Origin of the sequence: Pontibacillus chungwhensis BH030062, assembly GCF_000770675.1 — a bacterium.
GTDB lineage: Bacteria > Bacillota > Bacilli > Bacillales > BH030062 > Pontibacillus > Pontibacillus chungwhensis.
The window spans coordinates 29,700-45,689 of record NZ_AVBG01000021.1; the positions used below are offsets into that span (position 1 = coordinate 29,700).

A 15,990-nucleotide genomic window follows, 5' to 3' on the forward strand; every position below is an offset into this window, starting at 1 on the left:
CAACCCATGAAAACTCGTATTACAAATGTTTCGATCAACCCCATTACATCTCCTGCTCTAGAGTATGGAGAAGTTCTTATTGAAGACGGGAAAATTAAAGCGATTGGGCAGACTGTCGATGGAAATTCAGATGATAAGGTCATTGACGGACAAGGCCTCCACTTATTCCCGGGTTTTATTGACGTTCATACCCATTTAGGTTTATATGATGAAGGGACAGGATGGGCAGGTAACGATGCGAACGAAACGATTGAACCCATGACACCGCACATTCGTGCTTTAGACAGCGCACATCCTCTTGATAGCGCTTTTCAAGATGCACGACAATTTGGTATTACTGCAGCTCATATCATGCCAGGTAGCGCAAACGTAATCGGAGGTACTACTTCTGTCATTAAGACGGTGGGAAAGAATATCTCTAACATGTTATTGAAAGAAACGGCCGGACTTAAACTTGCTTTAGGTGAGAATCCAAAACGAATTCATTCTCAGTCTCGCGATGATTCCATTACCCGCATGGGCATTATGGGAATGCTTCGGGAAACATTTATACGTGCACAGTGGTGCGAATATCCTGAAGACCCTCGTAACAAACCAATTATCCAAGCCCTAAAGCGTGAAATCCCTGTACGGATTCACGCACATAGAGCAGATGATATTATGAGCGCCGTCCGTTTTGCTGAGGAATTTCAGTTAGATCTTCGCATAGAACATTGTACAGAAGGACACCTCATTGCAGAGGAATTAGCAGGACGCAACCTCCAAGTAGCTGTGGGCCCTACATTTACCCGCCGTTCAAAAGTAGAGTTAAAGAATAAATCCTGGGAAACGTCTCGTGCTCTTACAGAACAGGGCATTCACGTAAGCATAACTACCGACCACCCCTACACTCCTATTCAGTATTTAAATGTATGTGCAGCGCTTGCGGCCCGCGAAGGTCTTTCACCACAAAAAGCACTTGAAGCCATCACCATTCTCCCTGCGCGAAACTTAGGTGTAGCCGACCGCGTTGGTAGTATAGAAGTGGGTAAAGATGCGGATCTTGTATTGTGGAATGGTCACCCATTTGATTTTATGTCCAAGCCTGTTTGGACAATGATTGACGGTAAAATCGTATAATCCCTCCCCTCTTTGATTAGTCAGAGAGGGTTTTTTTGTTCAACTACTATTAATTGATGGGAACTTATGCCCCACTAAATTCATATCTTCCAAATACACATGCCTCAAAAGAAAATTCTTTAAGACATACTTTTTTACCTAGGTGGGTACATACGTTACACTGTACACACCCTACTTCTTTATATTTGTTAACGTTTTGTGAAGAAACGGTAATCTTGAAGGAAATCCTAGGCTTTTCTTAGAAGAAACCTAGTTAGGACAAGATCTTAAACCGCAAACATTAATTACCAAAAAACAAACCCCTTTACCCCCGAGGGTATATGTGGTACTATAAAAAATGTAGCAAGCAAGACAAAAATTTTTTAGTTATTTATATACCTCCACTGGTATAAAAGATTGATATAAAAACTTATTAAAAGCGAGGGATTTTCATGTTATTAAAGTATTTTTATGATGAAAAACTAGCACAGGCTTCTTACATGGTTGGTTGCCAGGCAACTGGTGAAGCACTCGTTGTAGACCCTTCCCGTGACATTCAAGCTTATTTAGATACTGCAAAGAAAGAAAACTTAACGATTACACGTGTTACAGAAACACACATTCATGCTGACTTCGTTTCAGGTGCTAAAGAGCTAGCAACAGAAACAGGCGCAACAGCGATGTTATCTGGAGAAGGCGGTAATGATTGGACGTACCAATTCCTAGATCAAATCAATCACGAAATTGTACGTGATGGCGATGAATTTATGGTCGGTAACGTTAAGATCGAAGTCATGCACACTCCAGGTCACACACCTGAGTCAATCTCATTCGTTCTTTACGATCGCGGCCAAGATACGCCAATGGGTGTATTCACAGGCGACTTCGTATTCGTTGGTGACGTTGGGCGTCCTGACCTTCTTGAGAAAGCAGCCGGTCAAAAAGACACATCTCGTGTAGGAGCTAAACAGATGTTTGAATCACTTAAACGTTTCAAACAACTTCCAGATCACATGCAAGTATGGCCTGGCCACGGAGCTGGAAGTGCTTGTGGTAAAGCACTTGGTGCAATCCCTTCTAGTACAGTTGGATATGAAAAAGTAACCAACTGGGCACTACGCCATGACGAAGAGGAAGCATTCATTAACGAATTAATCAGTGAGCAACCAGAACCACCGAAATACTTTGCTGTTATGAAGAAAGTCAACAAAGTTGGCCCAGCTCTTATTCGCGAATTAGGCGAACCTAAGAACACAATTCTTTCAGCAGATGAACTAACAAAAGAACTTGAAAACGGTATGCAACTAATTGACACCCGCCCTGCAAGTGAATTTGCGAAAGAACACATTGCCGGAACTATTAACATTCCAAACAACAAGTCCTTTGCAAACTGGGCAGGTTGGTTAGTTGATTACAACAAGCCTGTTTATCTAATTGCTGACGAACGTAACATTGAAGATTTAACGAAATCTCTTCGTTCTATCGGAGCTGACGAGGTTGCAGGTTACATGGAAACAGCTGCAATTGCCGGCTTAAAAGGAGAAGGCATTGCAACTGAATCTTATGAAGTAGCCACACCTGATCAGCTGAAAGACAAAATCGCTAACGAAGAAGTTACCCTAATCGATGTGCGTAACGAAGGTGAATGGAACGATGGACACATTCCACAAGCTCAGCACATTATGCTTGGTTATCTTCAAGAGCGCATTGACGAAGTACCTACAGATAAGCCTGTTGTCCTTCAATGTCAATCTGGAGGCCGCTCTGCAATGGCTACAAGTATCCTTCAGGCAAACGGCATTAAAAACGTAACAAATATGGCCGGTGGCTTTGGTGCTTGGTCTAAGGAAGACCTACCACAAACTAAATAAAGCTAAAAAAAAGAACGCCTTCATGGCGTTCTTTTTTTATAGTTTTAAAAGGGAAGTTCTAGAGCGAACACATTGAAGAGAGTTTAAAGGTTGTTTTTATTCAATATAGGGTAATACAATAAATGTACAACATCGTTACAAATGTTGTACAAAACATTAAAAGGAGAGATTCTTAAATGAAAAAGATCTTATCAGCACTTTTTGTCACGATGCTTATTGTAGGTTCGATGGCTTCATCTGTTTTTGCCGATAACCACAGTGATATGGCAATGGTTCGTGTGCTTCACGCTTCCCCTGATGCTCCTGAAGTTGATGTTTATGTAAATGGAAATGCAGTTGTAGAAGGCGCTTCTTTCAAAGCTTCAACTGACTACTTAGAACTACCTGCTGGTGAACATACTGTTGAAATTTACGCGGCTGGCACTAAAGGTGAGAAAGAACCCGTAATCTCACAAAACTTAACTGTAAAAGCTGGAATGGCTTATACAGTAGCTGCGATTAACACACTCGAAAATCTCGAGCTTAAAGTTGTAGAAGATTCTATGAACATAACAGAAGGAATGACTAAAGTACGCGTTGGACACCTTTCTCCTGACGCTCCGACAGTAGATGTTGGTGTTGTTGGTGGAGATGCTCTATTTAGTGGCGCTACATTCCCTATGGTAACGGATTATAAAGAACTTGATGCTGGCACATATGATTTGGAAATCCGTACAGAAGACGGAACACAAGTTATGGACCTTTCAGGAACATCACTTGAAGAGAACACTGTTTACAGCGTATTCGCTGTAGGTATGGCTGATAATCTTGACGTACTTATGCTTAAAGATTACACGCTAATGCCTAACGATATGCCACAGACGGGTATGGGTGGAGCATCTACTAACGCTACATCTTACCTACCAATGCTTGCTGGTGTTGCAGTACTAGGCGCAGGTGCACTTCTGTTATTCCGTCGTCGTACTCAGCAATAACATGAAACGCATGACCATCGTGTTTACTCTTCTCTTGTTAACTGCTTGTAATGGAGAGATGGTTAACACAGCTAACGAGACTTCATTAGTAGAACCAGAACAGGCTACGATCCAGCCTCTGTCTTCTACGAGTGTTAATGCAACAAGAAATGGCTCTGAAAGCGGGCAACCAACCATGCTCCAAGAACCTGAGCAAAACGGAATCTCCCCTACTCGTATCCGAATCCCCGCCATCAATGTTGATGCACCCATCGTTCAAAAAAGGTTGAACGAAGAGCGCGAGATGGAGGTTCCTGATAACGGCGAGGATGTTGGTTGGTTTGAACCAGGTACCATGCCAGGTAATAGCGGTAACGCGATCCTTGCCGGTCATGTTGATGATCGCAATGGCCCAGCAGTTTTCTTTGACCTCAAAGAATTGGAACAAGGAGATTTAATCTATTTAACAGGTAAAGATGGTAAGGAACTTACTTTTGAAGTCAAGAAAGTCATTGCTTACCCAAAAGACAATGCTCCTCTTCATAAGATTTTCGGGCCATCTAACCAAAGAAATCTTAATCTCTTAACCTGTACAGGTACATTTGATCATTCAATCCAAGATCACGAAGAGCGCCTGGTTGTTTATACTTCACTAAAGCCCTAACAGAAAGCCTCAGTCCATCTTTAAAATTCTAAAGATGGACTGGTTTTTTTGAAATATTTTTTAAAAATGAGCAAAATAATGATTCCCTTTTTCACTTGCATCGAGTACTATAAGGTTAGAGATATGATGCGAAATCATAAATTATTAATAGACAATTTCGCAGGGAAGGCAAATGGTGAGCCACCAGTTACGACTGGTCCTAGTGGGTTCGATTCCCACCCCGGATTTTTGTGAGCATTTGATAAAAATTCGAGGGTGGTTCGAGACCAGGAAACCAATGTGTGGATTCCAGCGACGGTACATTTCTGCCCTCTTGACCAGGAGGGTATTTTTTATGTTGAAAAAACGCGATTTGCACGATTCCCCGCACCTTTTCGATTTGATGTCTGACCCTGAAGTTTTCCCTTATGTCCGCCACAAAGCTTATTCCTCAGATGAATATTACTTTCTAACAAAACAAACCCTCGAGGCTGAAGAACGCGGCGAATTAATTTCAAGAACCATTGTAGACGAATGGCACCAGCCGATTGGTACAATCAACTTGTTTGATATGGACAACAACACTGGTTTCCTGGCAACGTGGTTAGGTAAACCGTTCCACGGAAAAGGGTATAACCGTTTAGCTAAAGAAGCTTTCTTCGAAGAGTTGTTTTTTGAGTTAGATGTGCAAACCATTTTCATGAAAATTCGAAAAAGCAATCCAAGATCTCAGAAAGCTGCTCTAAAACTCCCGTACTGCTCTATAGCAAACAAAAGTTATCCAGAAGTTTACCATTGGATCAATAAAGAAGATGAGGTATTTGATCTCTTTGCGATTTCTAAAGATCAATTTGTCTTTCATTACTACCGTACAGACGAAGGTGAAGAACAAGCGCAAGAAGCATGAAAACCAGCTTAAAGAGCTACTCGTACCCAATAAGGCGAGTAGCTCTTTTTGTATAATTTTCCTCTTTTCCGCCTATCCTATAACTAAAAAGGAGGCATCTCTAATGAAATCAAAAGCCCAACAAGCCAAAGAACGACGCAGCAAATTAAGTAAAGCTCAAGAAGTGATGTATCGTAAAGAATTTAAACGAGCAAACACAGCTCTCGATCATGCAAAGAAGAGTTGATTTTTTTGAAAATTAACCCTGTTGAAAAAAGTTATCCACACAGTTGTGCACACTGTTAACAACCTTGGAAAAAGCTTTCATATCCGTCCCCCATTTTGTGTATAATAAAATGTGTATAACTTTTCAGAATTTTGTGGATTATGTTGATAACATCTGGAAAACACATGTATATTACACTTCACTTGTGGATATAACTGTGTATAACAGATTGTTCCATTCAAGCGAACTATATCGCAATCACATGCACCGATTCCTCCCCTTTTCGTGCACATATAGAATGGAGCAATCACTCTGTACGGCTACCTAACTAGTAGCCGTTTTTTTTATTTCCGGACGCTTCAGGAGGGCGTCCTGGTGCTTTGTGGCTTGGTCCGGGCGCTCTGGGGCGGCGTCCTGACTCTTGGCGGCCTTGTCCGGACACTACGGGGCGGCTTCCCGACGCTTGGCGGCCTTGTCCGGACACTACGGGGCGGCTTCCCGACGCTTGGCGGTTTTGTCTGGACACTACGGGGCGGCGTCTCGACACTTAGCGCCTCCGTCCAGACACTACGGGGCGGCTTCTCGACGCTTGGCGGCCTTGACCGGACACCCAGAGCCGGCGTCTCCACACTTAGCGCTTCCGTCCAGACTCCCAGAGCCGGCTTCTCGACACTTAGTGCCTCCGTCCAGACTCCCTGCGCCGGCTTCTCGACACTTAGCACCTCCGTCCAGACTCCCAGAGCCGGCGTCTCGACACTTAGCGCCTCCGTCCAGACTCCCAGAGCCGGCGTCTCGACACTTAGCACCTCCGTCCGGACTCCCAGAGCCGGCGTCTCGACACTTAGCGCTTCCGTCCAGACACCCAGCGGCGGCGTCTCGACACTTAGCGCCTCCGTCCGGACTCCCAGAGCCGGCGTCTCGACACTTAGCACCTCCGGCCAGACACCCAGAGCCGGCGTCCCGACACTCGGCACCTCCGTCCAGACAACCAGAGCCGGCGTCTCGACGCTTTACGACCCTGACCAGACACTCAGCCACGCACTCCCGACAATAAAGCATGTCAGGCACCCTTTAACAAACTAAAGGGTGTCTGACACACTTTATTGCTCTACTAGGCTAACGTAAAAGTTATTGCTCCCTTTTAGGCTTTTGTTTTGTTATAATACTTTTATCTTGAAGACTGAAGGAGGAGCATGTCGATTATGCTACAATCTGAGCCAGAACTATTTGAAGTACTCCAGCTTATTTACCGTGAAATGGATAAACGCAGTGTTCCTGAGGCGATCTATTATGCTCTTGAGCAGATGAATCATTTTTTCCAAAGTGATGGCGCCGTCGTATATACAACTCATAACGGTCGTATGTTCCCGGAATACGAAGCGATTTTAAATACAAGTCTATATCCCCTTCCTTTGTTATCTCCTCAGTGGTTAAACGAAGTACATGCCTCGGACAAGTATATCCATACCAATCCTCTTTCTTCCCCTATTATCGAACCATTTAAAAACATGCCCGCAGCTCATCACATTGTCGTTCCTTTAGAGTATAAAGACCTGCAATTAAATGGAGCTCTTGTAGTATTTTCAGACAAACCCTTTAAGCATCATCATTATATTACGCCACTCATTACATTAATTGGGGTCATGTTAGCTCAGAAACAACCAGCTTCCAAAGTCCAGGAAGAAGGCGTGTTATACAGAACAGACCAAGTTCGACGTCAACAAGCCGAGTTTATGCGACTCGCTAAAGACGAACGACTCAACTCTGTAGATTTAGTTCCTGCTATGAGAATGCTTTGTGAATCCACAGCCCATACGCTCGGAGCTAGCCGTACTAGCATCTGGCTGAAAGAAAAGGATCAATACTCATCATACTTTGAGAATATTACAACGTACTCGAGTGAAACAAGGTCCCATTCAAAAGCAGATCCTTTGAGAAAAGATGAACACCCCACGTACTTTGAAACAATCGAGGAAGAGCGTACCGTTTCAATAGACAACATAATTCTTGATCATCGTGTTAATGAGTTACAAGACATTTACTTTCACAAAAACAACATACACGCATTACTAGATGCACCGATTCTTTGTAACGGGGAATCAATTGGAGTTTTATGTGTCGAACATACACACCCAAGGCACTGGACATTTGAAGAAGAAGCTTTTGTTAGCTCCATTGCAGACCTGACTGCTTTTGTACTAGAACATATTGAACGTAAGAAAGCTGAGAATGAGATACGCAACCTTGCTTACGTTGATCCATTTACCCAGTTACCTAACCGCAATCAAATGGAAGCTTATATGGAAGAAAAGATCGAACAGGTAGATGAAGAGATAGACAAATTTGCCGCAATCTATATTGATTTAGATCAGTTCTGGAAAGTTAACGAAGCGCTAGGGTATAAAGTCGGAGATCAACTGATTCTCGCCATTACGAAACGTATCCATCACTTACTTGAAGACGGGGAACATTTGGGGCGTTTAAATGGGGATAGCTTTCTCTTGCTAACCCAAGTTACTTCTGACCAACACGCTCTTTACCGTCGTATTCAGACCTTTAAGGACGCGTTTAAGGAAGCTTTTACCGTGAGCGAACAGTGCTTATTCTTAACGTGTAGTTTTGGGATTGCATTTTATCCCGAGCATGGAGATTATTCTGGGGTTTTAATCCAAAATGCACATCGAGCTACTTATGAAGCAAAGCACTCAGGGCGAAATGGACTTCAAGTCTATCAAGATTCAATGGAACACCAATCAAAAGAACGCCTGATCTTTGAAATGAATCTTATGCAAGGGTTACATGAAGGCCAATTTCAACTATATTATCAACCTCAAATTGACCTTCACACGAAGAAAGTTGTCGGAATGGAAGCCTTAATTCGCTGGCATCACCATGAGCATGGCCTTATTTCTCCAGCTGATTTTATTCCATTAGCTGAAATCACAGGACACATTGTCCCGCTTGGAGAATGGGTTATACAAGAAGCTGCTCATCAATTGAAAGAGTGGAATGCAATGGGATTTAGAGGTCTCACTGTTTCTGTGAATATATCGCCGCGTCAGTTCCAACAAGGAAATCTTCCTGAAGTCATCCAAGAGGCCATCACTCAAACAGACATCGAGCCCTCATCTCTTATTATCGAAATCACTGAGAGCTTAGCTATGGAAAATCAGGAACGAATCATGAAACAAATGGATGCCATCCGAAATCTAGGATGTTGCATTGCCATTGATGACTTTGGCTCTGGGTATTCGTCATTACGCTACCTTCAACACTTCCCTATCCAATCGTTGAAAATTGATCGTCGCTTCGTAGAGAATATACATTCAAACCAAAAGGATGCAGCTATTGCGAGCACAATGATTAACCTAGGCAAAAGCTTGGAATTGACTGTGGTTGCAGAGGGTATAGAAGAAATGGAACAACTTAAAACCTTAAGAAAAATGAACTGTCACCAGGTACAAGGCTACTTCATTTCAAGACCGCTTCCTGTTCAAGATATTACAACATGGATGGAACAGTACTCTTTATAAGCAAAAAACAGCATCTCTACTATGAGATGCTGGTTCTCAATATAGGTTATATTAGCGCAATGCCCACTTAATGGCTGTCACTTTAAGAAACGCTTCACCCGACGGACCGCACTATCAGTTGAATACGCCCTATACACAGCGTGGGCAAGTCTAACAGGATCCCCGAAAAAGAAACGTTCATAAAGAGTTTGTCTTGAACCAAATTCACTCATCGACAAATCCCAAGCAAGGCGGAATAGCTCGACTTTTTCCTTCCCGCCCTTTTCATACCCTTTTAAATAGAAGGTAAGATCTTCACCTAATTCAGAGGAAAAGTCACGTTCAGAAGGGAGGGTCACCATCCCGCTAGCACCGAGTTGTTGAAGAATTTCCATACAACGAGGATAGAAACTCTGGAATTCATTCACTGCTACATAAAGAGGTATAGGATCGGGGATATAAACCCCACTTTGATCTAACTTCCCTGTTCCTTCTGCCTTGAACAAAAGGGCTTTTATGGACTCAACGCCCCGAATCATTTCCGCCATCTTCCCCTGCACATGCTCATACTCATCGATATTAATCATCTCAATAATAGATTGAGCCACCCCAAGGGCAAATTCAGCCTTTATCACTTGCCTCGAAACAATTTGATGGAGAGTAAACGGGATAAACTTCCCATCTTGATACAGACTCGCTACTGCCCTTATATTTTCATAAATAAACACCCGCTCCCAAGGGACGATGACATCATCGAACAAAACGACTGTATCCATTTCATCAAACCGCGAAGAAAGAGGTGTATTACAATGGGCGAAAGAGCGCCTGCATACAAATTTCAATCCGTTTGTATCACTTGGTATCGAAAATAAGTATGATTGATCGTCTTCTGCTGTCCCCGGGGTGGAATACACAATAATCTCGTCTGTGATCCCTCCTTGTGTTGCAAGTAATTTCGCCCCTCTGATCACCAAACCTTCGTCCCTTTTATCTATGATGCGTGCATTTGTAACCTCTTCATCAAGAACAGAAAGCTTCGATCGGTTTGATTGAGGACTAATAAACGTATGAGTAAAAGATAAATCATTCTCTCGAGCGTATTCGTAAAAACTCTTCAATTTCTTTGGGAATGTTTTCTTCTCTCCTTTAAGGACTTCAAGAGAAGCAGCAAATGAAGCTAATACCGTATTCATATAATCCGGACTTCTCCCCATAAGTCCTCCATTAAATGACGCCCACTCCTGAATCATGTCTCTTCTCTTCTGTAAATCCTCTTTTGAACGAGGGATAAGGTAAGAGACACCAACATCCTCCCCTGTTTTCTCACATTTAAAAGTCATATTTTTCTTCTGGTGTTGCAAATCATATAAAGCTGCTTGGCTTTTAATCATTCCAGCAAAAGCAGGGTGCTCCGAGATCTTTCCCGTTATCTTCTGCCCGTCATACCACACATCGCTCTTAAGTGCATTGACTCTTCTGAGGTACTCATCGCCTGTTATAGCCGGCATATCCTCACATCCCATTTTAGAAAGTTCATATCCTATATTATTAGGGAATCCACTAAACGTGAGCATAAGAAAACCCTCGTTCCAAAGAGAACGAGGGAATAGAAAAATGGTTCGTCTGACACGTCAGACCTAGATAGCACCCCTGATTTATAGAAGCGACCATTTTAATCATTTATATTATGAAACTTTAGAATTCTGACTTGGAACATACGCTTTTGAGTTTGGTACAAGCCATCCCACTCTACCAGCAACAGCTATGAGCACAAGACTCCCACCTAATAAAATCAGCGAGAACACCGGCCCAAGTCCACTCATCGCCATAACAGGCCCAAGCGCAATAATTAAGATTTCAATCGGAATCATGCCTACATAACCTAGAGCATAATCATCAAGCGTTGTACTCTCAGATTTCGGATCAACGATGCGCAGTAAAGCAATTCCCATCGCTACAGTACCCGTACTCCAACCCCAGCCGAAGATCCCATTCTCAAACCAATGCTGATGGAACACGCGTGGTGCGATAAACCGGAAAATGCAGTATGCCCATATGACACCAAACACCATTAACGCTAATAGCGGCCATAAATATGAAGCTACTACCGCTAGATTAATAGAGGTCATACCAAAGATGACAATTAAATCTGTAGCTGTCCCGCTTAAACGGTCAATAATACGCTTATCCACATATTCATTTGTACGGGTGCCATTCAACACCATCTGGATAATAAGACCAACCACAAAGGATAGACTCAATAAGGGAATACTCACTTGCGGGAACAAGGCTTCAATACCCGTTTTTAAATAAAAACTTCCTAACACCACAACACCTAAGATCGCTATGTGGAAAAATAACGGATCAACTGTATTGCTAGAAACCGTATCCTCACCTGAGGCTACACGCTTGTCCTTCTTCACAAGTCCTGTACGCAACTCCTGAGGCAGGTCACTAAAATCTGAAATAAAGTTTGTTTGCTTCTTCTTTGTATTCGTCTTAATTAACAAGAGTCCGCCTAATATAGAAGCAACAAGTCCTATCGTTGCTGAGGTATACCCGAGGTCTGTCGCCTCTTCCCAGCCTAGTCCACTAAACGCCTCTCCAATTGCCGCTGCTGTGCCATGGCCTCCAAGGAAACCAGCACCTAAAATTAAACCAAAACCATCTGGAACATCCGACACCCGGGCAATCAGAAGGTACGTAATAAATGCTCCCCCGCCCCACATAAGTAGGGTAAGTAGCATGGAGTAGACCCACATATTGCGAACTCGTCCAAAGGTTTTCTTCCACTGAACTTTAGCAGCTCCAATCGGAATCGCACCAAAAATGACGGCAATTAAAACCGTTGGATAAGAAGAAACCATATCGCTAAACGGCAGAAGGTCAAACCCATTTGGTCCAAAGGTCAGTCCTAAAACCCCTGCTGTAATACTTGCTGGAATAAATAATTTTTGCATAAATGTAACTTTGGCACGTAACACCACGCCAATTAGTAATAATACGGAAATGACACCTAAATCAATTGCTAAATCCCAAACTGTCATTTACCCACGCTCCTTTTATATGGTTATTGTCTTTCTCTCGTATAGGGTAACTCTGTAAATGTAGGGTAGAGTTCTCGCGGAAGTTAAACTTCAAAAATATGGAAAGGTAATTCATTAAAAACGACTTTTTTAGGCAGAAAAAAAGCCGCTTCAGGTAGAGGGATCCTCTTGTGTTGGCAGCCTAGTGTGCAGGGAAATCGACAAAATATCTCGACTTCCGACTTATTTAATTATAAGCATTTTTTCGGTTTTGGCAAGGAAAATTTTCAGGATGTTCGTTCCATTTTTATAAGTTTATGTTGGCGGTACAGTGATTCTTAGTCCGATTAGCTTACATTTAATATACCTATTAGAACATACAAAAACCCTCTTGCAAATATACAAGAAGGCTTTCTCGATGGAGCATAGCGGGCTCGAACCGCTGACCTCTACACTGCCAGTGTAGCGCTCTCCCAGCTGAGCTAATGCCCCGTATGGAATGTGAGTCATCGATAATTATACTGTACAACGCTACCTTTAATCAATCCTTTTTCAAAAAAATCTAATTTCTTATTTCTCATGAACCTTTCCCCTCCCCCATACGTTATATAAGTGAAAACGTAGAAGGGATGATGGAAATGGAACAAACATTTTCTGAAGTGATTAGTAGCATTCCATGGGGGATTGTAGCTCCACTCCTAGTTATACAAGCCATTTTATTAATAGTCGCCTTAGTGGATTGGTTCAGAATTGAGCGCACAAACGGCCCTAAGTGGGTCTGGTTAATCATCATACTATTCTTCAATATACTCGGCCCCATTCTTTACTTCCTTATAGGAAGGAGAAATAATGGATGAGTTTTATACACGTACAACATTTAAACAAACAATTTGATGGGACTGCTGTGATTGAGGATGTTTCCTTTCAATTAGAGAAAGGTATGTGTGTATCTTTACTCGGCCCAAACGGAGCTGGCAAAACAACCACCCTGAGGATTCTCTCCGGGTTAATGAAGCCAACGTCTGGAATTATTACGTTTGAAGGCAAATCCAATAAAGAAGACATTCGTTCTTGGATTGGATATTTACCTCAATATCCTGTCTTCCATAACTGGATGTCAGGACGTGAATTCCTCATCTATGTTGCTCGCTTAGCTTATTTATCTAAGAAAGAAGCCGCAAGCCGTGCGGATCAACTTTTACAAAAGGTAGGATTACACGATGCTAAAAACCGCAGGATCGGAAAATATTCTGGTGGAATGAAGCAACGACTTGGGATTGCACAGGCCATGATTCACCGTCCCAAGTTAATCATGCTCGATGAGCCTGTGTCCTCCCTTGATCCAAACGGACGGCGTGAGGTATTGAATTTAATTGATGAATTAAAAAAAGAGACGACGATCTTATTTTCAACTCATATTTTAAGCGATGCGGAAGAGGTAAGCGATAGACTATTGCTTCTTCATAATGGAACACTGCATCATTCAGGTACGATAGAAGAGCTACAAGCAACTCAAGCTGTAAATAGAATCATTTTACGATTTGATTCACAGCCAGAGAGGTATATTGAACAACTCGATTCATTACCAGAAGTTATTCATATAGAGCAGAACCGAGAGGCATTATACATTGAAGCAAACAAAATAGAGGCTGCCAGGTCGGCTATCCTACATCAGGCTGCCCAATACCAATGGCCTCTCACATCATTTGAAATCGGACGCCTCTCCTTAGAAGAGTTGTTCATGAAGGTGGTGAACAAGTAATGCAGTGGATGACACTATTTCAAAAAGAGACACTCGAAAATTGGCGAAATTTTAAATGGTTGTGGGTGCCGATTACCTTTATTCTTTTAGCTGCTCTCGATCCTGTTACGACACATTATTTACCCGTCATCCTTGAAAAGTCTGGTGAGTTGCCTGAAGGAGCAACCTTTGACTTACCAACCCCCACACCGCCTGAAGCATTCTTATTAAGCTTCGGACAGCTTAACCTCCTGGGCGTTGCCGTTGTGCTTCTTATGACGATGGGGATCATTGCTTCGGAGCGTAAAAGCGGGGTTACAGAATTAATTCTAGTAAAACCCGTGCGTTATACAGCCTACATTACGGCTAAATGGGCAAGCACGCTTGTCCTCATACTTGTAAGCTTATTCTTAGGTTTACTGACTAGCTGGTATTACGTCAACATCCTTTACGGAGACTTAGCATTCACTATTATGCTCGGTTCTTTTTTCCTTTATAGTGTATGGATGACGTTTGTCCTTACCATATCGATTTTTATGAACGTATTCTTTAAAACACCTGGGCTTGTGGGATTTCTATCAATAGCCCTTATCATTCTTATTAACAGCCTTAACGGACTTGTCTCAAGGTTTATTGACTGGTATCCATCTCAAATCAATACGTATATACGCACATATGTCATAAACGGCACAACTAATGGAGACCTATTGCTTACTATCATCATCACTCTTTTACTTATTATTGTAATGTTAATAAGCTCCGTTTTGGTATTCCGGAAAAAGGAACTCGCTGCATAGTAAAAGCGTAAGAACCGTTTCTCTTTAAATGAACTCAACCAGATGATAATAAAGAAAGGGAGGCTCATGTAGAGCCTCCCTTTATGTTGTATGCGGAACGGTTCTTTCATTCCATTTAATGCACAAATCTCCTTCTCTGGATTTAGAACTCAACAGAAACGGGTACATTATAAGAAAAAGGAGATTGTCCATGTTTGCTATAGTATCTTCCATTATCATCGTTCTTGCCGTTATTATTTTTCTTGTTTTTGGACGCTTCCGTGCTTAAACAATCTAAGTTGACTTTAAGTATAAATTTATGTATGGTTTAAATACTTAAACATACGAACTAACAAACATTGTAGGAGGTTCTTTTTGCTATGAATCCAACTGCCCTTATTACAGGAGCATCTAGTGGTTTAGGATACGAATTCGCAAAACTATACGCAGCAAACGGCTATAACTTGATTATAACTGCCCGAAACGAAGAGAAACTTCAGAAGCTGAAAGACGAATTGAATCACATAGAGGTTACGATCATACCTAAAGACCTCTCTCAACCCGGAGCTTCAAAGGAACTGTACCAATATGTTGTGGACAAGGATCTTCAAGTCAGTGCGCTCGTCAACAACGCTGGGTTTGGACTAAATGGGTATTTTGATGAACTTTCCCTTCAAGAACAACAGGATATGCTTCAAGTAAATATTACAGCGCTGACTGAACTTACACATTACTTCCTGCCTTCATTGAAAAAGGCAGCAAAACAAGGCTTGTCCGCTGGAATCTTAAACGTAGCCAGTACTGCTGCATTCCAACCCGGTCCGAAAATGGCTGTTTATTACGCTTCTAAATCTTACGTTCTTTCCTTCTCAGAAGCCATGGCTGAAGAGTTAAAAGGCTCGAATGTTCATGTCACGACGCTATGTCCTGGTGCAACGGAAACGAACTTCTTTAAAACGGCAAAAGCAGAAAATTCTAAGCTAACTTCGAGCACGATGTCTCCACAGATGGTTGCTAAAGCGGGTTTTGAAGGATATATGAAGAAGCAGCGCGTTATTGTACCTGGCCGTGTAAACCGCGTGAGTGCCCTTGCTGCTAAATTTGTGCCTCGTTCTGTCGCTGCTCGCATTGCACAGAACATGAATAGTGCCAATTCCTAAAGGAGTTGGCACTATTTTTATGCATCAATTACATAAACCGTCCACCCAAACTCCTCCTCTAGTACCGATGCATACCGCTCAGCTTCCTCTTTTGATAC

At 42.4% G+C, this 15,990-nt stretch carries 13 protein-coding genes and 1 tRNA gene; 11 read left to right on the plus strand and 3 right to left on the minus strand.

Annotated features, from left to right (window positions below; all coding sequences use genetic code 11):
• Positions 1-6 precede the first annotated feature (6 nt).
• From N780_RS18120 to N780_RS19355, 7 genes are all read left to right on the plus strand, one after another.
• A complete protein-coding gene (locus N780_RS18120) occupies positions 7-1,119 on the plus strand; it encodes an amidohydrolase (RefSeq protein WP_036787433.1) in 1,113 nt (370 codons plus the stop codon).
• 431 nt (positions 1,120-1,550) lie between these two features.
• Positions 1,551-2,969, plus strand: coding sequence for an MBL fold metallo-hydrolase (locus N780_RS18125; RefSeq protein ID WP_036787436.1), 1,419 nt, complete (start codon positions 1,551-1,553; stop codon positions 2,967-2,969).
• Between the two features lie 176 nt (positions 2,970-3,145).
• On the plus strand, positions 3,146-3,943 hold the full coding sequence (locus N780_RS18130; protein ID WP_036787440.1) for a DUF4397 domain-containing protein: 798 nt from the start codon (positions 3,146-3,148) through the stop codon (positions 3,941-3,943).
• Between the two features lie 10 nt (positions 3,944-3,953).
• The gene (locus N780_RS18135; RefSeq protein WP_198135887.1) at positions 3,954-4,586 is read left to right on the plus strand and encodes a class F sortase; all 633 of its coding nucleotides are present in this window, start codon (positions 3,954-3,956) and stop codon (positions 4,584-4,586) included.
• 334 nt (positions 4,587-4,920) lie between these two features.
• The gene (locus N780_RS18140; protein ID WP_036787446.1) at positions 4,921-5,472 is read left to right on the plus strand and encodes a GNAT family N-acetyltransferase; all 552 of its coding nucleotides are present in this window, start codon (positions 4,921-4,923) and stop codon (positions 5,470-5,472) included.
• 103 nt (positions 5,473-5,575) lie between these two features.
• Positions 5,576-5,698: a YfhE family protein gene (locus tag N780_RS19995; RefSeq protein WP_156969235.1), complete on the plus strand. Its 123-nt coding sequence runs from the start codon at positions 5,576-5,578 to the stop codon at positions 5,696-5,698.
• Positions 5,699-6,879: 1,181 nt separating this feature from the next.
• Positions 6,880-9,210, plus strand: a complete 2,331-nt coding sequence (locus tag N780_RS19355) for a sensor domain-containing phosphodiesterase (RefSeq protein WP_052115163.1) — start codon at positions 6,880-6,882, stop codon at positions 9,208-9,210.
• A 77-nt stretch (positions 9,211-9,287) separates the two neighbouring features.
• Here the strand turns inward: N780_RS19355 and hpaB are convergent, their stop codons facing one another.
• From hpaB to N780_RS18165, 3 genes are all read right to left on the minus strand, one after another.
• Entirely contained in the window at positions 9,288-10,763 is a 1,476-nt protein-coding gene (hpaB, locus tag N780_RS18155) for a 4-hydroxyphenylacetate 3-monooxygenase, oxygenase component (RefSeq protein ID WP_332307823.1), read from the minus strand.
• A 111-nt stretch (positions 10,764-10,874) separates the two neighbouring features.
• A complete protein-coding gene (locus N780_RS18160) occupies positions 10,875-12,236 on the minus strand; it encodes a sodium/glutamate symporter (protein WP_036787452.1) in 1,362 nt (453 codons plus the stop codon).
• Between the two features lie 398 nt (positions 12,237-12,634).
• Positions 12,635-12,707: transfer RNA gene (locus tag N780_RS18165), tRNA-Ala, on the minus strand.
• Positions 12,708-12,853: 146 nt separating this feature from the next.
• Here N780_RS18165 and N780_RS18170 point away from each other — a divergent pair.
• The 4 genes from N780_RS18170 to N780_RS18185 all read left to right on the plus strand — a co-directional run bounded on the left by N780_RS18170 (position 12,854) and on the right by N780_RS18185 (position 15,892).
• The gene (locus tag N780_RS18170) at positions 12,854-13,072 is read left to right on the plus strand and encodes a PLD nuclease N-terminal domain-containing protein (RefSeq protein WP_036787475.1); all 219 of its coding nucleotides are present in this window, start codon (positions 12,854-12,856) and stop codon (positions 13,070-13,072) included.
• Positions 13,069-13,977, plus strand: coding sequence for an ABC transporter ATP-binding protein (locus N780_RS18175; protein WP_036787455.1), 909 nt, complete (start codon positions 13,069-13,071; stop codon positions 13,975-13,977). The genes N780_RS18170 and N780_RS18175 overlap by 4 nt, the downstream gene beginning before the upstream one ends.
• Positions 13,977-14,753: an ABC transporter permease gene (locus N780_RS18180; RefSeq protein ID WP_036787458.1), complete on the plus strand. Its 777-nt coding sequence runs from the start codon at positions 13,977-13,979 to the stop codon at positions 14,751-14,753. The genes N780_RS18175 and N780_RS18180 overlap by 1 nt, the downstream gene beginning before the upstream one ends.
• 359 nt (positions 14,754-15,112) lie before the next feature.
• Positions 15,113-15,892: an SDR family NAD(P)-dependent oxidoreductase gene (locus N780_RS18185; protein ID WP_036787461.1), complete on the plus strand. Its 780-nt coding sequence runs from the start codon at positions 15,113-15,115 to the stop codon at positions 15,890-15,892.
• The last annotated feature ends 98 nt before the right edge of the window (positions 15,893-15,990 follow it).